This window comes from Hamadaea tsunoensis DSM 44101 (assembly GCF_000428945.1).
Lineage (GTDB): Bacteria > Actinomycetota > Actinomycetes > Mycobacteriales > Micromonosporaceae > Hamadaea > Hamadaea tsunoensis.
This window is the reverse complement of record NZ_KE386822.1, coordinates 291956-311456: the sequence shown is the minus strand read 5'-3', so window position 1 is coordinate 311456 and position 19501 is coordinate 291956. Positions and strand designations below refer to the sequence as shown.

Annotated in this window: 15 protein-coding genes; 8 read left to right on the top strand and 7 right to left on the bottom strand. The window is 70.9% G+C overall.

The window, feature by feature from the left end; all coding sequences use genetic code 11:
* Positions 1-1082, bottom strand: a 1082-nt coding sequence (locus G401_RS58195; RefSeq protein WP_034594756.1) for a HAMP domain-containing protein, incomplete at its 3' end; no start/stop codon positions are given.
* Positions 1083-1269: 187 nt separating this feature from the next.
* On the opposite strand from G401_RS58195, the gene G401_RS0141925 reads away from it, so the two are divergent.
* The 4 genes from G401_RS0141925 to G401_RS0141910 all read left to right on the top strand — a co-directional run bounded on the left by G401_RS0141925 (position 1270) and on the right by G401_RS0141910 (position 6028).
* Positions 1270-3099 (top strand): PP2C family protein-serine/threonine phosphatase, encoded by a 1830-nt coding sequence (locus G401_RS0141925; RefSeq protein WP_051368001.1) that lies wholly within the window; start codon positions 1270-1272, stop codon positions 3097-3099.
* Positions 3100-3194: 95 nt separating this feature from the next.
* Positions 3195-3512: an STAS domain-containing protein gene (locus G401_RS52030; RefSeq protein ID WP_051368000.1), complete on the top strand. Its 318-nt coding sequence runs from the start codon at positions 3195-3197 to the stop codon at positions 3510-3512.
* A 119-nt stretch (positions 3513-3631) separates the two neighbouring features.
* Positions 3632-4936, top strand: coding sequence for an NAD(P)/FAD-dependent oxidoreductase (locus G401_RS0141915; RefSeq protein ID WP_027347207.1), 1305 nt, complete (start codon positions 3632-3634; stop codon positions 4934-4936).
* Positions 4937-4981: 45 nt separating this feature from the next.
* Positions 4982-6028 carry a glucose 1-dehydrogenase gene (locus G401_RS0141910; RefSeq protein WP_027347206.1) on the top strand — a complete coding sequence of 349 codons (1047 nt, stop codon included), beginning with the start codon at positions 4982-4984 and terminating at the stop codon, positions 6026-6028.
* 92 nt (positions 6029-6120) lie between these two features.
* Here G401_RS0141910 and G401_RS52025 read toward each other — a convergent pair whose 3' ends face one another.
* Entirely contained in the window at positions 6121-7395 is a 1275-nt protein-coding gene (locus tag G401_RS52025) for a C39 family peptidase (protein ID WP_034594754.1), read from the bottom strand.
* Between the two features lie 745 nt (positions 7396-8140).
* Between G401_RS52025 and G401_RS0141900 the strand changes: the two genes are divergently transcribed.
* Complete coding sequence (locus tag G401_RS0141900) at positions 8141-8743, top strand: RNA polymerase sigma factor (RefSeq protein ID WP_027347205.1); 603 nt, start codon at positions 8141-8143, stop codon at positions 8741-8743.
* 420 nt (positions 8744-9163) lie between these two features.
* On the opposite strand, the gene G401_RS58760 is transcribed toward G401_RS0141900, so the two are convergent.
* From G401_RS58760 to G401_RS52015, 3 genes are all read right to left on the bottom strand, one after another.
* Positions 9164-9832 carry a pentapeptide repeat-containing protein gene (locus G401_RS58760; protein ID WP_407636981.1) on the bottom strand — a complete coding sequence of 223 codons (669 nt, stop codon included), beginning with the start codon at positions 9830-9832 and terminating at the stop codon, positions 9164-9166.
* Positions 9833-9993: 161 nt separating this feature from the next.
* Positions 9994-11067 carry a dipeptidase gene (locus G401_RS0141890; protein ID WP_027347204.1) on the bottom strand — a complete coding sequence of 358 codons (1074 nt, stop codon included), beginning with the start codon at positions 11065-11067 and terminating at the stop codon, positions 9994-9996.
* A gap of 64 nt (positions 11068-11131) precedes the next feature.
* Entirely contained in the window at positions 11132-12469 is a 1338-nt protein-coding gene (locus tag G401_RS52015; RefSeq protein WP_051367998.1) for an amidohydrolase family protein, read from the bottom strand.
* A 278-nt stretch (positions 12470-12747) separates the two neighbouring features.
* Between G401_RS52015 and G401_RS0141880 the strand changes: the two genes are divergently transcribed.
* The 3 genes from G401_RS0141880 (at position 12748) to G401_RS0141870 (ending at position 15373) form a co-directional block, all read left to right on the top strand.
* On the top strand, positions 12748-13602 hold the full coding sequence (locus tag G401_RS0141880) for an IclR family transcriptional regulator (RefSeq protein WP_027347203.1): 855 nt from the start codon (positions 12748-12750) through the stop codon (positions 13600-13602).
* 259 nt (positions 13603-13861) lie between these two features.
* Positions 13862-14800, top strand: coding sequence for an ornithine cyclodeaminase family protein (locus G401_RS0141875; protein WP_027347202.1), 939 nt, complete (start codon positions 13862-13864; stop codon positions 14798-14800).
* A 198-nt stretch (positions 14801-14998) separates the two neighbouring features.
* Positions 14999-15373 (top strand): hypothetical protein, encoded by a 375-nt coding sequence (locus G401_RS0141870; RefSeq protein WP_157546835.1) that lies wholly within the window; start codon positions 14999-15001, stop codon positions 15371-15373.
* Positions 15374-15461: 88 nt separating this feature from the next.
* Here G401_RS0141870 and G401_RS0141865 read toward each other — a convergent pair whose 3' ends face one another.
* On the bottom strand, positions 15462-16895 hold the full coding sequence (locus G401_RS0141865; RefSeq protein ID WP_169734314.1) for an HNH endonuclease signature motif containing protein: 1434 nt from the start codon (positions 16893-16895) through the stop codon (positions 15462-15464).
* Positions 16896-17128: 233 nt separating this feature from the next.
* Positions 17129-19447, bottom strand: a complete 2319-nt coding sequence (locus tag G401_RS0141855; RefSeq protein ID WP_034594751.1) for an isoamylase — start codon at positions 19445-19447, stop codon at positions 17129-17131.
* Positions 19448-19501 lie beyond the last annotated feature (54 nt).

The following is a 19501-nucleotide window of genomic DNA, read 5'->3' as shown; positions in this document are numbered from 1 at the left end:
GCCTGACCACCGAGCTTGCCCTCCGAACCGACCTCGCGCGCGACGCGCGTGACCTCGTCGGCGAACGACGACAACTGGTCCACCATCGTGTTGACGGTGTTCTTCAGCTCCAGGATCTCGCCCTGCGCGGCGACCGTGATCTTCTGCGACAGGTCGCCCTTCGCCACCGCCGTCGCCACCTGGGCGATGTTGCGCACCTGGGCGGTCAGGTTGGACGCCATGTAGTTCACGGCGTCGGTCAGGTCCGTCCACGTCCCGGCCACGTCGGGGATCTGCGCCTGGCCGCCGAGCTTGCCTTCCGTGCCCACCTCGCGGGCCACCCGGGTGACCTGCTCGGCGAAGACCCGCAGCGTGTTGATCAGCGTATTGATCGTCTCGGCCAGGTCGGCGACCTCGCCCTTGGCCGCGATGGTCACCTTCTGCGACAGGTCGCCCTGCGCGATGGCCGTGGTCACCTGGGAGATCGACCGCACCTGGTTGGTCAGGTTGGAGGCCATCAGGTTCACGTTGTCGGTCAGGTCGCGCCAGGTGCCGGCGACCCCCGCCACGTCCGCCTGGCCGCCGAGCTTGCCCTCCGTGCCGACCTCGCGCGCCACGCGGGTCACCTCGGCCGCGAACGACGACAGCTGGTCGACCATCTTGTTCACCGTGCGGCCGATGGTCTGGAACTCGCCGCGCAGCGGCCGCCCGTCGATGTCGAGCGCCATCTGCTGCGAGAGGTCGCCCTCGGCCACCGCCACGATCACCCGGGCGATCTCCGTGGTCGGCCGGCCCAGGTCGTCGATCAGGTTGTTGATCGCCTCGATCCCGTCGCCCCACTGCCCCTCGTACGCGTCGGCGTCCAGTCGCTCGGTCACGCGGCCTTCCCGGCCGACCACCCGCGAGATGCGGATCAGTTCCCGGTTGCGGCGGCCGAGCAGGGCCAGCACGTCGTTGAACGCGTCGGCGACGTCCGCCTGATGCCCGGCGCCGCGGGTGAGGCGTACGTCGAAGTTCCCGGCGTGCACCTCGCGCAAGGCATGGTGGATCTCACGCCAGGCTTCGTCGTCGGTCCGGATTTCGGCCTTTTCCTGCACAGTCATGAGGTTTTGTCCTACTGTCGGGGCCGGGGTCGCTACGCGCGGTCGCGTACGGGGTACGCCTTCATGGTCGTCCAGAAGTGCGCAGCCGTCCACAAGAACGCAGCCGTCCACAACCGCGCATACGGTCAGACGGCATGCGCGCGGTGATCGGCTGGCCCCGATCGGCCTTTCGGGCAAGACTAGACGCGTGCCGAGCCGATCCTCCGACATCCTCGTCCCCGCCGTGTCGCCGGCGGTGCCGTCAGCGGTGCCGTCAGCGGTGCCCTCAACACCGCCGACAACCCCGCCGCCCGGCGGGTCCGGGCGGGGCGCCGAGCCGTACGGGCCCGAGCGCCGGCTGATCGCGATCGAGGAGATCCTGGCCGTGCCGTCGCCGGACGGCACCGGCCGGCCGATCCCCGCCTTCGCCACCCAGCTGCTGGCGGCGCTGGGCCGGTACACGGGCACCTGGGTCAGCGCCGTGGTCGACCGCGACGACGGGCGCGGCCCGACCACGATCGCGACGGCCGGTCGCCCCGCGACGGTGAGCGGCAAGCCGGTCGCCGAGACCCCGCTGGCGCTGACCGTGCCGTGGACCGGCGTCCTGCGGATGCCCGCGACAGGACCGGCCGGGGCGCAGCCCGATGCAACGGGGACTGGTGCAGCCGCGGCTGATGCAACTGGGACTGATCCAGCTGGGACTGATCCAACTGGGGCTGATGCAACCCGGGCTGATGCAGCCGGCACGGGCACAGGCGGCATCGATACGAGCGCACCGGTCCGGCTCACCGCCCAGCGCCTGGCCACGGCCCTCGAGTACGAGCGGCTGCGCCAGGCCGACCTGCGCCGCCAGTCCTGGCTGACCTATCTGCTGGAAGTCGGCGACCTGCTCGCGCACTCGATCGACACCCAGCTGACCGAGGCGCTGATCCCCCGGCTCGTCGTACCCCGGCTGGTCGAGTGGTGCGCGCTGTACACGCTGGACGGCAAGGGCGTACCCCGGATCGCCACGGTGGCGCACACGGACGAGGCCGCGGCGGCGAACATGCTCTCCCCGCAGCACGCCTTCGGCAAGCGGCTCAACAGCAGGCAGATGCTGGACACCGTGCTGGACGCGACCGGAGCGGTCGTCACCGGCGTACCCGATTGCCTGGTCATCCCGATGCGCGCGCACGGGCAGCGTGTGGGGGCGCTCGCGCTCGGTGGTCCGGGCATCGCCGACGCGGAGAGCGTGAGCATCGCGGAGGAGGTGGCGCGGCGCGGCGCGGCGGCGCTCGACAACGCGCGCGTGCACGACGAGCGCCGGCACATCTCCCACACGCTGCAGCAGGCGCTGCTGCCGCCGACGCTGCCGGTGGTGGCGGGGCTCGGCATCGGCACCAGCTACCTGCCCGCGGGGCAGTACAACCAGGTCGGCGGCGACATGTACGACCTGATCACGCTGCCCGGCGGCGACTGCGTCGCGGTCATCGGCGACGTGGCGGGCAAGGGCGTGCAGGCCGCCACCGTGACGGGCATCGTCCGGGAAGTCCTGCGTGTCCTCCTCATAGAGGGCAAACCGGTCACCGAGGCGCTCGACGCGCTCAACGAGACGATCCGCAGCCGCTGCCAGCGCTACTGCACGATGGCCCTGGCCCACGTCCAGGCCCCGACGGTCGGCGACGCCCTGCCGGTGACCGTCTACCTGGCCGGCCACGACCAGCCCGTCCTCGTACGCCGGCACGGCGAAGTCCAGCCCGTCGGCGTCTGGGGCACGGCGCTCGGCGTCCTGCCGCGGGTGCACTGCGTACCGGAGACGGTGCTGCTCCGGCCGGGCGATTCGCTGATCATGTTCACCGACGGCGTGACCGAGCGCCGCGACGGCGACGAGTTCTTCGGCCTGGAAGGGGTCTGCGAGTCGGCCGCCCAGCTGGCCGCCCATCCGGCCGACGTGATCGCGCAGGGCCTCGCCACGCTGGCGCTGGACTACGCGGCCGAAGAGCCCCGCGACGACATCACGATCGTCGCCCTGCGCAACGATGCCCGGCCCGCCGCGTGAGCGGTCCCCCCGTCGGCGAGGCAGGTCCCGTCCGGATGGCAGATCCTCACTCGTGGGGACGGCAGGGCTTAAGCTCTCTCGGAAAGGAGGGCGGCATGGCAACCCAGGAGACCCACATCGTCGATGACGTGTGCGTCGTCGCGCTCGCCGGTGAGATCGACATGTCGACCGCCGACGACGTCGAGCAGTGGCTCGCGGAGGCGATCCGGGCCACCTCGCTCAAGCGGCTGCACGCGGATCTCTCCTCTGTGGAGTTCCTCGACTCGTCCGGGCTGCGCGCGCTGCTGCGCTCCAAAGAGGCCGCCGTCGAGGCGCAGGTCGACTTCGCCGTCACCAACTTCAGTCCGCGTATCGAACGCGTCCTGCGCACGGTCGGCCTCTACGACTACCTCACCAGCGAGCAGGCTGCCTGACCAGCGAGCAGGCTGCCTGACGGGCGGGAGCGCCGGGTTCTCCCGGCCGGCCCGCGGCACGGGTTTCGTCCATTCCCGCCCGGGTAAGCGCCGTCCTCAGGCACACTCGGGAGGTGCGGATGGGCAGGCCGCGGGTCGTCATCGTGGGTGGAGGGTTCGCGGGGTTCCACGCGGCCCGCACACTCTCCCGGCTGGCGCGGGACCGGGTCGAGATCGTTCTGGTCAACCCGACCGACTACTTCCTCTATCTGCCGCTGCTGCCCGAGGTGGCCGGCGGGGTCCTCGATCCGCGCCAGGTCGCCCTGCCACTGGCGAAGACGCTGCGACGCGTACGCCTCGTCCTCGGTGACGTCGACGAGGTGGACATCGACGGCCACACCGTGCACTACGTCAACCCCGAAGGTACGCGCCGGCGCGTCGCGTACGACCGGCTGATCCTGGCCGCGGGCAGCGTGAACAAGCTGCTGCCGATCCCCGGCGTCGCCGAGCACGCGCACGGGTTCCGCGGCCTGCCGGAGGCCCTCTACCTGCGCGACCACATGATCCGCCAGCTGGAACTGGCCGACGCCGCCGACGACCCGGACGAACGGCTGGCCCGCTGCACGTTCGTCGTGGTCGGCGCGGGCTACACCGGCACCGAGGTCGCGGCCCAGGGGCAGCTGCTCACGAAGGCCCTCGCGAAACAGTTCCCGGACCTGCCCGAGCCGCGCTGGCTGCTCGTCGACACCGCCGACCGGGTGCTGCCGGGGCTGGACGAGCGGCTGTCGCGTACGGCGGACCGGGTCCTGCGCCGCCGGGGACTGCGGCTGCTGCTCGGCACGTCGGTCGCCGAGGCCACCGCCGACGGCGTCCGGCTGAGCACCGGCGAGTTCGTCGCCACCCGCTCGCTCATCTGGTGCGTCGGCGTACGGCCGGACCCGTTGGTGGAGTCGACCGGCCTGGAAGTGCGCCAGGGGCGCCTGGTCGTGGACGAGTTCCTGACCGTGCCCGGCCACCCCGAGATCATCGCGTGTGGCGACGCGGCCGCCGTCCCGGACGTCACCCGCCCCGGCGAGGTCACCGCGATGACCGCGCAGCACGCCCAGCGCCAGGGTGTCCTCGCCGCCCGCAACGTCGCGGCGTCGCTCGGCTGGACCGGCGGCCGCGCCGGCTACCGGCACCGCGACCTCGGCTTCACGGTCGACCTCGGCGGCTGGGAAGCGGCCGCCAACCCGCTGCACATCCCGCTCGGCGGCCCGCTCGCCAGGGCCGTCACCCGCGGCTACCACCTGCTCGCCCTGCCGGCCAACCGCGTACGGACCGCCGCCGACTGGGCGTTCTCCGCGGTGGGCCTGCGCCACACCGTCTCGCTCGGCCTGGTGCCCGGCGGCGCCGTCCCGCTCGATACGGCGACACCCGAACTTGTACGCACACGCACGTCCTGAAGAGAGTCCTCCTGAAAAGAGAGTCCTGAGGAAAGCGGGGTCTGCATGAAGGCGCTGACGGTGCTGCCACTCACGGCGGGATCGGCCCGGGTCGAGGACCGCCCCGATCCCGTACCGGCCGCCGGGGAACTGCTCGTCGAGGCGGTGGCGCTGGGCGTCTGCGGCACCGACCGCGAGATCGCCGACGGCGAGTACGGCTGGGCCCCGCCCGGTGCCGACCGGCTCGTCCTCGGGCACGAGTCGCTGGGCCGCGTACGCACCGCCCCGGCCGGCAGCGGCTTCGCCGAGGGCGACCTCGTCGCCGGGGTGGTACGCCGGCCTGACCCCGTCCCCTGTGGAGCGTGCGCACGGGGAGAATTCGACATGTGCCGCAACGGAAAATACACCGAACGCGGCATCAAGGAGATCGACGGGTACGCCAGCGAACTGTGGACCGTCGAGACCGCGTACGCCGTCAAGATCGACAAGCGCCTGGGCGAACTCGGTGTTCTCATGGAACCCGCCTCGGTCGTGGCCAAGGCGTGGGACCAGATCGAACACGTCGGCAAGCGGTCGTGGTTCGAGCCGCAACGCGTACTGGTCACCGGGGCGGGACCGATCGGGATGCTGGCGGCGCTGCTCGGCGTACAACGAGGGCTGGAAGTTCATGTTCTGGACCGGGTGGACGCGGGCCCGAAGCCGGCCGCGGTGGCCGCGCTCGGCGCGACCTACCACAGCGAGAGCGCGCGCGAGGTCGGCGAGCGCCTGCGCCCCGACATCGTCATCGAGGCGACCGGCGTGCCGGAGGTGATCGCGGACGCCCTCGCGCACAACGCCGAGTACGGGATCGTCTGCCTGACCGGCGTGTCGACGGCGGGCCGCAAGATCCATGTCGACGTCGGCGGCGCCAACCGCGACATCGTCCTGGAGAACGACGTGGTGATCGGCTCGGTCAACGCCAACCTCAAGCACTACGCGGACGCGGAGCGAGCACTCGCGGCGGCGGACCCGGCCTGGCTCGGCAGCCTCATCACCAGACGGGTGCAACTGGAGGATTACGCAACGGCGCTCAAGCCGGAACCCGACGACATCAAGGTCGTCCTCACCTTCTGACCGGCGGCATCCTGACCGGCGGCATCTTGTGACCGGCGGAACCGCAGAACCGCGGCGCCGGTCACGCTGACCGGCGCCGCGCTGCGACAGATCTACCAGTTGGCCTGGGTCGGGGACGGCGGCAAGGCCACCGCCGCCGAGTGGATGACGTAGACCGTCCCCCCGCTCGAATCGAGCCAGGCGGCTTCGAATTCCGCGCGCCCCACCGTTTTGCGTACGCCGGCGTCGGTGGCGGTGGCCGGGTCGTTGAGGACGGGCTGGCCGGTCGCCGTGAAGCCGACCACCATCAGCAGGTGGCCGTTGGTGCCGTAGGTCAGGCCCGGGATCTGGCCCTTGCGGAACGACAGCGAGCACACCACCGGTACGCCGGCCGCGATGAACTGTTCGACCTCGTTGAGCGAGCGCAGCCGGGTGACGAACGCGTCGAGCCCGAACCGGCCCGCGTACGCGGTGTTGAAGGGCCAGTTGCCGGTGCCGTTGTAATTCTTGTCGTAGCAGTCCCGGGCGGCGGAGTCCACCCACGGGTCCGCGTACGCGGGATCGACCCAGGCGTAGTCGGCCGGGGTGGGACCGGTACCCCAGAAGGCGACGGCCATCGAGGTCGACGTCGGGCTGCACCACGCTTCGCCGCCGCCGTTGTACTGCGGATACTGTCCGGCGTGGATGTCCTGCGAGTACTGCGGCACGGCCAGGGTCACGCCCTGGGCCAGCTGCGGAGTGCTGGCGACCACCGAACCGGGCGCCGGCAACGAGGACGCCATGAAGCCGGCCGAGCGCAGCGTCGGGGTCAGCCCGGATCCGGCCGGTCGGTAGAGCGTGACGCGGACCTGTACGCGTACCAGGCCGTGGCCGGCGGCCGCCTGGAACGTGTCGATCGCGATCGAGCCGTCGGCGTCGGACTGGCCGCCGATCGAGGTGCGCTGGACGACCGTGTCGGACGACGCCCAGCGGCCCATCGCGTACCAGCGGGTGGTGGTGCCGGCGGCCGTGACTCCCCGCAGCTCGGCCAGCAGCCAGGTACCGTCCGGTGTGGACGCGTTCCACGAGGCGACCGCCTCGGTGGCCGTGAAACCGAGCGGCACTTCGGGCGAGGTCCAGGTCGCGTAGTCGTACGTGCCGCTGCTGCCGGTCGTCGGGTCCGTGTACGCGATCTGCCCCGCCGGTACGCCGATCGCGAGCGCGTCGCCGGCCGCGACGGTGCCGGCCTGCGTACCCGTGGCGAAGCCGGAAGCGTTGGTCCAGCGGCGGGTGAGGATGTCGCGGGGGCCCGGGTTGGGTTTCGGCTTGGCGGTGGCCGCGGCCGGGAAGATGCCGGCGGTGGCCGCGCCGGCGGCGAGCGCGAGGCCGAGGGCGGTCCTGCGATCCACGGTCTGACTCCTTCTGTCGAGGGGCTTGTATCGAGGGCTTGTATCGAGGGGCTTGTATCGAGGGGCTTGTTTGTGTCGAGAGGCTGCGTCGAGCCGAGAAGCGGTCTCTGCCGGAGAAGCGGTCTCTGGCTGTGTAACCGGATCAGGCTGTGAAACCGGATCTGGCTGTGTAACCGGATCTGGCTGTGTAACCGGATCAGGCTGTGATGCGGGTATCGAGATGAGGGGCGGCTGTCTGGCTGAGGTGCGGCTATCTGGGTGAGGGGCCGCTATCGGGTGAGGGGCCGCTATCGGGTGGAAAAGCTATTTTCCTGGACGGGTGCGGCGGATGGCTCGGGTGGCGCGCCGACGGGACGGGCGACGGCGACGCAGGCACGGGCGTACGCGACGGTGCCCGCAGGACCGCCGGATGCGTCGCGGACGGCTCGTGTGACGGAGTCGCCGACCGGGCGGCGGCGGTCGAGCCGGCCGCGCCCGCTCGCGGAAAGCCTGGCAGCTGGCCGGACGCGGCACCGGACAGGTCCGCGAGCGGCGGCGACGATCGGTGCGGGGGCCTGGCGAAGCCGGCTCCGACCGGCCCGGCAGGGCGGCGGCGCCGGCCGCATCGGTCGGCGAAAACCGGCCGGTCGAACTCCCTGAGACGGTGGCTGCGCATCATTCGCAAGAGCGTTACGGCGGCACGAAATGTCACGCACGGTCATGAGCGGCTTCCGCACACCGGCCAGGTGTGATCTGATGGCTCCTCGTGCGAGCCTGGCGGGACGGTGACGGCGGTCATGACGCCCTCGGCGCCGCCGTCGAGGCGGCCCGGTCCGGGGACGAGGCCGCCTTCCGCGCGGTGTATACCCAGGTCCACCCTGGTCTGTTGCGATATGTTCGGGTCCTCGTCAGCGACGAGGCCGAGGACGTGACCTCGGAGGCGTGGCTGCAGGTGGTCCGCGATCTGCACAAGTTCCGCGGGGACGGGGCGGATTTCCGGGCCTGGGCGGCGACCATCGCCCGCCACCGCGCCCTCGACCACGTACGCCACGCGCGCCGCCGGCCGGCGTACCCGACGCCGGTGGAGGAACTGCCCGAACCGCGTACCGCGCCGGACGCGGCCGACCTGGCGCTCGACACGCTCTCCACAGCCGAGGCGGTCGCACTGGTGGCCTCGCTGCCAGTGGACCAGGCCGAAGCCGTGATGCTACGCGCGGTCCTCGGCCTCGACGCCGTGGCCGCCGCCAAGGTGCTGGGCAAACGGCCCGGCGCCGTACGCATGGCCGCCCACCGCGGCCTGCACCGGCTCGCGGAGCGGCTCGGAGCCACCGAAGACCGCCCCCGCCACGCCAGAGGTCGCGATGAGTGAGGATCCGAACTACGAGCCCCGGCACGATCACGGCGCCGAGCGCGATGCTCAGGGGGACGAGCGCCGTGATCAGCACGATGCCGAACGCCGTGGTCAGCATGGTGACGAGCGCCGTGATCAGCAGGGTCGCCGTGATCAGCAGGGTGACGAGCGCCGTTATGAGCCGGGTGACGAGTTGGCCGGCGGGTACTTCGTTCCGCGGCAGGACGAATACGGGGCGGGCGCGATCGACGCCGACACGGCCGAACAGCTTCTGCGGGGGGACCTGCACGGGGCCCGGCACGGGGACCTGCATGTGGACACTGTGGACGATCCCGTTCTCGCTCCCCTCGCCCGGCTGCTGGACGCCGCGGCCGGGCCGGGCACCCCGGACGAGATGCGCCGGGCCGACGCCGTCTTCGCCGCGTACGCCGCCCGGGCTCAGCGCCGCGGCGGACTGAGGTTCTTCGGGATGCGGCTGGTCGGGGTCAAGCTGGCCGCGGCCGTCGCCGCCGCCACGGCCGCCGGCGGGCTCGCCCTCGCGGCCGGAACCGGCGTGCTGCCGACTCCGCTGCACCCCGCGCCGGCTTCGCACACCCCTCCGAACGCGCCCCGGACGGGGCCGGCCACACCTGGTTCGCCGGTCTCCTCGCCGCAGCCCGGTGAGTCCCAGCCCGGTTCGGCCCAGCCAGGTTCGCCCCAGCCCGGTTCACCGCAGCCGAGCCCGTCCGCCTCCGTGCCGGCGTCGTTCGCCGGGTTGTGCAACGCGTACCTGGCGGGGAACAAGAAGGAGCGCGCCAGGCAGCTGACCACGCCGGCCCTCGCCGAACTCGTCGCCGCGGCCGGCGGCGAGGGCAACGTGGAGGCGTACTGCGTCGCGCTGGTCGAGCCGGGCAAGGAGCACGGCAAGCCGTCCGCCCACCCGTCACATCCGGACAACGCCGCTCCAGCCAGCACCGCCTCGGACAGCACTGCTCCAGACAGCACTGCCTCGGAAAGCACTACTCCGGACAGCGCCGCGCAGTAACACCCGAAGGCAGTAACACCCGAAGGCAGTAACACCCGAAGGCAGTGACATCCAAAGGCAGTGACATCTGAGGGCAGTGACATCTGAGCGGCAGTGACATCTGAGCCGCACCCGGCGCTGTAGTAGTCGGAACCGCCGCTCACCCACTCGCGCGACGGCTCCGCCGGTTAACGCGGCACCGCGGACGGGCTCTCCCCGGATGCCCGTCCGAGTGTCCCGGCCTCACGCACCGGGGCCGGGACACTCACCAGACCCTTTCGGCGTACGCGTGGAAGTTGCGACCCATGATCTTCTCGATCCGGTCGGCGGTGTAGCCGCGGTCTTCCAGCAGCCCGATGAGCTTGCGGAACTGGTCCACCCCGCGCAGGTCGACGACGAACGGGAAGGTGTCCGCCCGCTCCCCCGCCGCACCGACCCCCGCGGCCTGGCGCTGGGCCACGTGCTCGGCCAGCCGCTCCCGGTACGCGTCCAGGTCGTCGATCGCGGTGACCGGACCGTCGGTGCCGATCCCGACCGCGTCCTCGCCGCACACGTCGACGGCGTGCGCGATGTGCTCGACGACGTCGGCGGCGGTCGCGTGGCCGGACGGGTGCAGGAACGGCATGAAGTAGATCCCGACGAAGCCGCCGCCGTCCGCGACGAGGCGCAGTTCCTCGTCGGTCTTGTTGCGCGGCAGATCGGTCAGGGCCCGGCAGCCGGTGTGGTTGATGGACACCGGCGCGGCCGAGGTCCGGATCGCGTCCAGGCACGTACGCTCGCCGCTGTGCGACAGGTCGACCATGACACGGTTCGCATTGAGGGCCGCGACAACCTCTCGCCCGAACTCGGTCAGGCCCCGGTTCTCGGGTGCCATCGAACCGTCGCCGAGCTGGTTGGCCTGGTTGTAGGTCAGCTGGATGACGCGTACGCCCCGGCGGTGGAACAACGCGACCCGGTCCTCTGCTTCGCCGGGCTCCCGGCCTGCTGCGGCGCCTACCGCGACCGCGTTCTGGAAGCCGTAGATCACGCCGATCCGGCCGGTCCGCCCGGCCGTCACCAGATCGGCCGCCGTCTCGACCTTCAGCAGGTCGGCGGCATGCTTCTCGATGATCGCGTCCCACACGTCCAGCTCGCGGACGGTGTGCCCGAACGGTTCCAGGTCCCCGAGCGTGTAGCCGAGCGTGATGTTGACCGCGGTCAGCCCGGACGCGTGCGCTTCGGCGAGCGTACGCGCGTCGATCGTCAGATCCTCGCTGGACTGGATCAGGTGGCCCGCCGACGACTCGGAGGCCGCGCCGTTCGGGTTGTCCAGTACGCCGAGCGCGTTGACGATCATCATGCCCGCGCTCCCATCATGCCTGAGCTCCCATCATCCCTGAGCTCCCATAATGCCCGAGCTCTCATCATGCTTGGACTCCGTGGCCCTGGGTCTGGACGCCGGAGGCTGCGGGCTGTGTGTAGTCGGAACGCTCGTAACGGTGGCCGCGCTTGACCACGAACTCGATCGAGTCCAGATGACGCAGGTCGGCCAGCGGATCCCGGGCCAGCACGACGAAGTTGGCCAGCTTGCCCGCCTCGACGCTGCCCATCCGGTCCGCCGCCCCCATGCTCCGCGCGCCGACCAGGGTCGCGCTGCGGATGACCTGCTCGGCCGGGATGCCACACTGCTCGTGCAGGAACACCAGCTCCTCGTGCAGCGACGGGAACGGGTTCTCCGGATCGGTCTCGTAATCGGTCCCGGTCGAGATCTCGACCCCCGCCCGGTAAGCCGCCGCCGTCAGCTTCGCCGACAGCTCCACATTGGTCAGCGCCCGGTTCCTGGCCGCCTGATCCACCTCGGCTGACTGGCCGGCCTGGTTCGCCATCCAGATCCACATGCCGGCGGTCGCATCGAGGATGGTGCCGCGCTCACGCATGTCCGCGTACAGGGCGTCGAGCCGGGGGTCGCCGTTCGCGATCAGGTTCGCCGCGTCGAAGGCCGGCTTGTCCTTGTAGTTCAGCAATCCTTCCGCCGTCTCGTACGCGAGCAGCGACACGTGCGAAACGGAGTCGACCCCGGCCGCGACGACCTCGCCGGGTCGGGCCGGGAACACGGTCGCGTGCGCCCAGACCATCATCCCCTGCCGGTGCGCCTCGTCGACGATATCCTCCACAGTGGAGGCGGGCAGGTTCGCGTACACCTTGATGGCTTTGGCATGTGTGCCCTGCGCCCGCGCGACCGCGAGCGGAAGATCCGTCTCCTCGTCGATCGCCTGCATCCACGGCACCCGCCCCGGCGTCTCACCCTGCGACACCTGCCACGTACGCGGATCGTCGAAGAAGCTCGGGCCGGCCATGAGCGCCGCGTACACGATGTCGGGTCCGGGAATCTCGCCGACGAGCGTCGCGCGGGCGAGATCGGCGATCTGGCGCAGGTCGTCGGCCATGTCGCGGATGGCGGTGACGCCACCGAAGACCTGGCGGCGCAGCGCGGCCTCGGCGACCGGGCGGTTCGGCGGCGTCGCGATGTGCTGATGCGAATCGATGAGACCGGGAATGACGAACCGGCCGGCCAGATCGACCTCCACGGCGCCGGCGGGCACCTCCGGATCCGCGTCGACAGCGACGATCTTCGCGCCGTCCACCACGATCGAGGCACGCCGAGCGGATGCGCCCGTGCCGTCGATCAGCGTGGCCCCGCGGTAGACGACGACGTCCCCTTCGCCCGGGGCAGCGTACGGAGTCGGAGCGGGTTCATCCATGCGAGCCTCCGGGGGTTGGGCGCTGTTACGTTGGGCGCTGTTACGTTGGGCGCTGTTACGTGGGGCGCTGTTACAGTGTAGGTAACAACTGTAACGTGTGGCGTAACGATACCTCAGCGAGCACAGGATCATGTACGAGACCTGGCCTTGAGCCTTCGGGCAGCTTGTTGAGCCTTCCGGGCAGCTTGTAGGGCATTCGGCAGCTTGGTGAGCCTTCGGGCAGCTTGGTGAGCCTTCGGGGCATGAGGCCTTGAAGGCGAAAGATCGGGAGGAGCCTGATGGCGCGGTCCGCCAGTTCCGCCGTGGACAAGGCGCTCGACCTCATCGAGGCCGTCGCGCACGCCGACCGGCCGCAGCGCCTCGGCGAGCTGGCCACAGCCGTCGGGCTGCATCGCGCGACCGCGTACCGGGTGCTGCTCGACCTGGTCAGGCGCGGCTGGGTGCTCCGCGTCGGCGAGCACTACCTACCCGGCGCCACTGCCCTGCAAGTGTCCAGCGCGGCGGCCGGGCACTCCCTCGTGGCGATCGCCCATCCCGTCCTCGTCGCGCTGGCGGAGCGTACCGACATGATGGTCAACCTCCAGGTACTCGAAGCCCGGCGCTCCCGCGTCGTGGACGCCGTCCGACCGGCACGGCTGGAGATGATCAGTCACCTGCGCGGCGAAACCCTTCCCGCACACCGGTTCGCGGGCCCACTCGCGCTCGTCGCCGGGCTGGCGCCCGACGCGTACGGGCCATATCTTGCGGAGGCGGAGGAGGCCGGCTACTCGGCGGCGGACCTACAGGCCGAGATCGACCGCGTCCGCACGACCGGATACGCCCTCGAACGCGGCCGCAACGACAAGGTCGTCGCTTCGCTGAGCCAGGCCGTGCCGACCCCTCAGCCGACGCCTCGATCAGCTCCCCGATCAGCGCCTCAGTCAATGCCTCAACCAGCACCTCGGTCAACGCCCCAACCAGCGCCTGAACCAGCGGCTCAGCCGGCCTCGCTAGGACCGGCGGTGTGTGCGCTCACGATCGTCGGGCCGGACGCCGAGTTCACCGGCGAGCGGCTCGAGTTCCTCCGTACTGCCCTTGCCGAGGCCGTAGCCGACCTGATCACGATCCTGACCCGTCCCGGCGGATCGTCATGAGCCGTCCGCCCGGGCTGCTCCGCGGCACCGCCCGCTCGCCCCGGATCCCCTGTCGCCGAACTCCCGCCGGACGTGCGCTACCGCCGCGCCCGATCCCGCTGCATACTCGCTCACCACACGCTTTCGCGTCCGGCACTACTCGCCCCCATGTTCTCCCGTCACTATCCAGGTCACGGTCCCGCACACCGTCCCCGCACGATCGCCCTCGTGCTCCCCGTACGATCCCCCGCACGATCCTGACGTCCTCCCGGAGCCCCTCATGAGCCGCCTGCTCGTCCTCGACCGCGAACAGACCCGGGCCGCCCTGGAACCGCTGCGCGTCCTCGACGCCGTGTCCCGGGCCCTCGTCGCGATCAGCCGCGACACGGTTTCCGCCCCGCCCCGTATCGCCGCGTTCGCCCCGACCGGCCTGCTCGGGGCGATGCCCGCGTACGTGCCGGATCTGGGGCTCGCCGCGAAGCTGGTCTCCGTCTTCGCCACACCGGGAATCGCCGGCCGCAGCAAGCACCGCGGTCTCGTCGCGCTCTTCGACCCCGAGGACGGGCGCCCGCTCGCCGTCATGGACGCCGAACCCATCACCGCTGTACGCACAGCCGCCTCGGCCACCCTCAGCATGCGGGCCCTGGCCCGGCCGGAGTCGGCCAAGGTAGCCGTCATCGGCACCGGCGTCCAGGCCCGGGCGCAGGTCGAACTGCTTGCCGCGCTGGACAGTTCGGCCCCGATCGTGGTCGGTGGCCGCGACGTCCACAGTGCCCGCGTGGTCGCCGCCGCGCACCCGAACGCCCACGCCGCCCCCATCGAATCCGCCGTACGCGACGCCGACGTCATCTTCTGCTGCACAGGCGCCACGCAGCCGGTGTTCCCGCCGGACTGGGCAGCGCCCGGTGCGCACATCAGCTCGGTCGGCGGATCGCACGGCCCCGAACTGCATCCTGACCTCGTCGCCACCGCCACCCTGTACGCGGAATGGCCCGGCGCGGCCGCCTCCGCGCCGCCCGCGGGCGCGTACGAGTTGCAGGGGGTGCCGCCGGAGCGGATCACGCTGCTCGGGAGTGTCCTGGATGGACGGCATCCGGGCCGGTCGGCCGCAACGGAGGTGACGGTCTTCAAATCGACCGGGCACGGAGCGCTCGACGTGGCGGCGGCCTCGGTCGTCCACGCGTGGGCGCGCGCCCACCACGTCGGCACGGAGATCTGAAGCGGAGATCTGAAGCCGCGAACGCTCCCACGGAATGGTGATCGCCCCGAGGGAATGGTGATCGCCACGAGGGAATGGTCATCGCCACAAGGCGCCGCGGGCGCCCATCGCTGATGTCGGCCGTTTGCCGAGCCGCTCATCCGAGTCAGGCCGTGCGGTCCGGGAACCTTTCGGCCGTCGCCGTGCGTCATGGTGTGCATGAGAACGCTGTTGTGGTGGGCTATCGCCGTGGCCTGGTGGATCGCGGCACTGGCACTGTTCCCCATCACCGACACCGACCACACCGATCACGGCTGGCATATCGCCGCCGGGCTCGGCTGGGCCCTGGCCTTCCTCGCCGGCTGGCTGTTTCCCGGCCTTCCCCGCGCCCGTTTCTGGCTGTCGCCGATCATCTTGCTGGCGCTGATCGCAGCCTTCGCCCTCGGGTACGCCTGGCATGGCGCGATCGACCACACTCCGACCGTCGAGCAGCCCGCCTTCGCCTGGATGGTGGTGCCGGCGTTCGCCGTCGTCGACTTCGTCCTGTTCCTGATCGGCTACGGACTCAGCAGCGTACGCCGCGCCCTCTTCTGATCAAGGACGCAGCCTTCCCCGCCCAGCAGAGTTCCAGCCAACGGGTGGGCACCCCGAAGCGGCGGGCGCATGGTCTCGCGCCTCCGGCTCACGTACGCCGATGGATGTTGTTGCGCCGCGGCCGCTGTAGCGGGTCCAGGTGTTTGGGCGGAATGAACTCGGGATGTCGATCATGTGGGTGCAGGCGGACCCTCCAGATGCCGCGGTGGATCTCGCGATGGTGGAACCCGCACAGGAGTACCGAGTTGTCGAGGCTCGTCGGGCCGCCGTCTGCCCACGACACGATGTGATGCCCTTCGCACCAGCGGGGCGGGCGGTCGCAACCCGGCCAGGCGCAGCCCCGGTCGCGCAGCACGAGTGCGCGGCGCAGGGAGCCGTCGATGAGACGGCGGGCGCGGCCGAAGTCGAGGATCTGGCCCTCGCCGCCCAGGACGGCTGGGATGATCTTCGCGTCGCAGGCGAGGCGGCGGACCGTTTCCGGGGTGAGCAGGCCGCCGGTGTCGAGGATGCCGTAGCCGTACTTGTCGCGCAGTTGCTGCCACGAGAGCGTCACGACCAGCTGCGGCCGCTCACCACCGGACTCGGGCAGCACTCCGTCGGCGAGAGCCTGGGCACATAGGAAGGTCAGCGCGTCCGCGCGCCGGGCTGCGACGCTACGGGTATCGCGCCCGGCATCGTCCCAGGCGTCGTCGAGCCGCCCGGCCAGATCACCGCGGAAAGCCCCGGCCGAAGGCGAGTCCGGATCCGCAGCACTGGAAGAAGCCGCACCGAAAGCCAGAGAAGCATCAGCCGGCAGGTCAGGGCCGGCCGGCGCGGGCCCGTCGGCGCCGGTGGGAGCGGGGCGGCGGCCGAGGAGTGAGCCGGGCGCGCTGATCGGATCCAGTGCCGCCCGCACGTACGCGGCGGCCGCGCTGTCGAGCACGCCGGAGATCCGGTATTCGCCGTCGCCGTTGGGGCTCAACGTGAACGCCCGCCGCAGGAACGCCGACCGGTTCTCCCGTTCGAGGTCTCGGCGCAGCTTCTCCTCGGCGACCTCGGGCGACACCGTCTCCAGCACGGTACGCCGGTGCCGGGCCAGGATCTCCGGCCGCAGTCGCTGCTCCTTGGCCAGATCCGTCAGCACCTGTTCGGCGTGGGACTTCCCGGCCGGGCCGACCTCCGAGGGCAGCTGCGCCACCAGCGAGGAGATCGCCTGCGCCTGTTCCACGCTCAGTGAGCCGGACGCCAGCGCGTCCGCGACGACAGGCTGGCGCGGCAACGCATCGGCCAGCTTCGCCAGGCCGCCGGCGGAGCGCAGCGAGATGCCCAGCAGATCCGCCAGCCAGGGCGGCGTACCGGAGGCGCCGTTGCGGGCCGGGATGCCGCGCGCGGCCGCCTCACCGACCTGCGCCACGACCCGGGCGGTCAGCCGCTGGGTCGCGGTGAACACGGCCGACAGCTCGGCGAGGAGCGCGTCGTCGGGCAGCGAGCTGAGCGGAGCGTCCAACAGCTCCCCCACCACACCGGCCAACGAGTCACTCACCCGGCCACCGTAACGGCGCCCTACGACAAGACCGCACGGCAAGCCAAACAACATAACCGCAGGCCAAGCATCAGTTACGCGATGAGCACGATCCACAACAGACAGAGGCGATCATGCCCGCCCACGGCGTCGGCGGCCACGAGCTGCTTCGCCATGAACTGCTTCGCTATGAGCTACTTCGCGATGAGCTGCTTCGCTATGGACTGCTTCGCGATGAGCTACTTCGCTATGAGCTACTTCGCTATGAGCAGGAGGACCGCTCGGCCGTGCAGGACGTATTGCGTACCCTGGCCGCCGAGCGCTGCTTCCGAGCCGGGCGCCGCCACCTGGTTCGGGCCCTCCGCCCAGGTCGACGTGTCCGTCACGCGGTACCAGGACAGCCCGGCGGGCGGTGCGGGCAGCGTGAACGTGACGTCGCCGGACCAGCCGTTGTAGCCGACGTAGATCGCGCTCGCCGTGTCGCCGAGTTCCGTGCCGTCGTAGCGCCAGGCGAGCGCGTGGTTGCCGCCGTTCGACCAGTACGCGCTGTCCGGTGCCGTGCCGGCCGGGGTGAACCAGCCGAGTTGGGCCAGCCCGTTGCCGTTGTTGTCGGCGGCGGAGTAGAAGTCCTGCGGGCGGAGCGCCGCGTGGGCTTTGCGGAACGCGATCAGGCTCTGCGCGTACGCCTTGAAGTTGCTCTGGTCGGTGGAGAGGGAGTAGTTCAGCCAGTTGGCCGACGAGTCCACATTGTAGGGATTGTTGTTGCAGTTGAGGGTGCGCAGCATCTCGTCGCCGCCGGTGATGAGCGGCGCGCCGCCGGAGAGCATGAGGAAGGCGAGCCCGTTGCGCGCGGCCTTGCGCTGGTCGGCGGCGATGCCGCCCTGGTCCCAGGACTTGTTGTCGTCGCTGCCGCCGTCGGACGGGCCGTAGGGCCAGGCCTGGTTGTTGTTCTTGCCGTTGCAGCTGTAGAGGTCTTTCAGGGTGAAGCCGTCGTGGACCACCATGAGGTCGATGGAGTTCCAGGGCTTGCGGCCGTCGTCGCCGTAGAGGTCCGACGAGCCGGCGAAGCGGGTCGCCAGGTCGCTCGGGGTGACCGTGGCCGAGCCCAGCTGGTTCTGGTCGGCGCGCAGGGTGTCGCGGTAGACGCCGTTCCACTCCGACCAGCCGGCGGGCAGGTTGCCCACCTGGTAGGAGTTGCCGCCGATGGCCCACGGCTCGGCGATCCAGTCCACACCGGACCCGCCGGCGGCGGGGCGGGCGGGCATCTCGGCGGTGAGGCGGTTGAGGGCGGTACCCGTGTCGGTGCGGCTGTAGTTGTAGCAGCCGTGCTCGCAGGTGTTGCCGAGGACGGTCGCGAGGTCGAACCGGAAGCCGTCCACGCCCATGGTGTTCTTCCAGTACGCGACCGAGTCGACGATCAGATTCTGGGCGACCGCGTTGTGCGTGTTGTAGTTCTGCAGGAGGCCGGTGTTGTCCATCTCGCCCTGCATGTCCGAGGTGAGCGAGTAGTAGGTTGAGTTGTCCAGGCCCCGCCACGAGAACTCGTCGTAGACGGTCTTGTCGCCGGCGGTGAGGCGGCCGCCCTCGGCGGTGTGGTTGTAGACGACGTCGATGAACACCTTGATGCCCGCGTCGTGGTACGCCTTCACCATCGCCTTGAACTCGCGCGTCGGGCCGCCGGGCGACTTGTCGTAGGAGTAGCGGCGGTCGGGGGCGAAGTAGTCCTCGGTCATGTAGCCCCAGTAGTTGTCCCCGGCGGTGCTGTTCGGGACGGTGTCGTTGCCGTCGTTCTGGGTCTCCTGGACGGGCAGGAACTCGACGGCCGTCACGCCCAGGGAAGCCAGGGACGCGGCCTTCTGCCCGGCGCCCTTGTAGGTTCCCCGGTACGCGGCCGTCACGCCGCCGTCGTTCATGGTGAGGCCGCGGACGTGGACTTCGTACATGACGTCGTCCTTGAAGGCGCGGGTGGGCTTCGTGCCCGTGGCGGTGGTGTCGGCTGCGAGCACGATTCCCTTGGGGGCCACGGTTCCCGTGTCGACGGTCCGCTTCGCCGCGCCCGTCGAGTAGCTGCCCGCGGCACCGGTGAGCGCCGGGTCGTGGCTGACTTCGCGCGCGTACGGGTCGAGCAGGAGCTTGTTGGGGTTGAACCGGTTGCCCGCGGCGTCCACGTCCGAGAGGAAACCGGTGCCGGAGCCCTTCGTCCAGCCCGACTGGTACGGCCAGTTCGGGCCCCACGCGCGGTATCCGTAGTAGACGGTTCCGGTGACCCCTGCCGCCTGCAGCGTACTGACGCTGACGGTGGTCGCCCAGACGTTGCCGGTCCCCTGGGTCAGGACGTAGCTCGCCTTCTCGGCGGCACCGGTCGCGGCCGCGTACACCGAGACGGTGATCCGGGTCGCGTGGGCGGAGTAGACGCGGAACGTGACGGAGGTCTGGCCGGCGTCGTAGCGCCCGCCGAGCGACTGCGTGTCGATGCCGGCGTGGGCCGGCGCCGTGCTCAGGACCGTCAGACCGGTCACGATCAGAACGAGACCCATCAGGGCCCGCCCCAGGCTCCGCCACAGCTGACGCATCGACCGCGCTCCCTCCACCGAGGAGACCACCCACCCAGGACCCTGCAAGAAGAT

Excerpts from the sequence above, each read along its gene's own strand:
- G401_RS0141875 (WP_027347202.1), top strand. The coding sequence starts at position 13,862 with ATGAGCCGCCTGCTCGTCCTCGACCGCGAACAGACCCGGGCCGCCCTG.
- G401_RS0141890 (WP_027347204.1), bottom strand. The coding sequence starts at position 11,067 with ATGATGATCGTCAACGCGCTCGGCGTACTGGACAACCCGAACGGCGCG.
- G401_RS0141870 (WP_157546835.1), top strand. The coding sequence starts at position 14,999 with ATGAGAACGCTGTTGTGGTGGGCTATCGCCGTGGCCTGGTGGATCGCG.
- G401_RS52030 (WP_051368000.1), top strand. The coding sequence starts at position 3,195 with ATGGCAACCCAGGAGACCCACATCGTCGATGACGTGTGCGTCGTCGCG.
- G401_RS0141880 (WP_027347203.1), top strand. The coding sequence starts at position 12,748 with ATGGCGCGGTCCGCCAGTTCCGCCGTGGACAAGGCGCTCGACCTCATC.
- G401_RS0141915 (WP_027347207.1), top strand. The coding sequence starts at position 3,632 with ATGGGCAGGCCGCGGGTCGTCATCGTGGGTGGAGGGTTCGCGGGGTTC.
- G401_RS0141855 (WP_034594751.1), bottom strand. The coding sequence starts at position 19,447 with ATGCGTCAGCTGTGGCGGAGCCTGGGGCGGGCCCTGATGGGTCTCGTT.
- G401_RS0141910 (WP_027347206.1), top strand. The coding sequence starts at position 4,982 with ATGAAGGCGCTGACGGTGCTGCCACTCACGGCGGGATCGGCCCGGGTC.
- G401_RS52015 (WP_051367998.1), bottom strand. The coding sequence starts at position 12,469 with ATGGATGAACCCGCTCCGACTCCGTACGCTGCCCCGGGCGAAGGGGAC.
- G401_RS58760 (WP_407636981.1), bottom strand. The coding sequence starts at position 9,832 with ATGTCACTGCCCTCAGATGTCACTGCCTTTGGATGTCACTGCCTTCGG.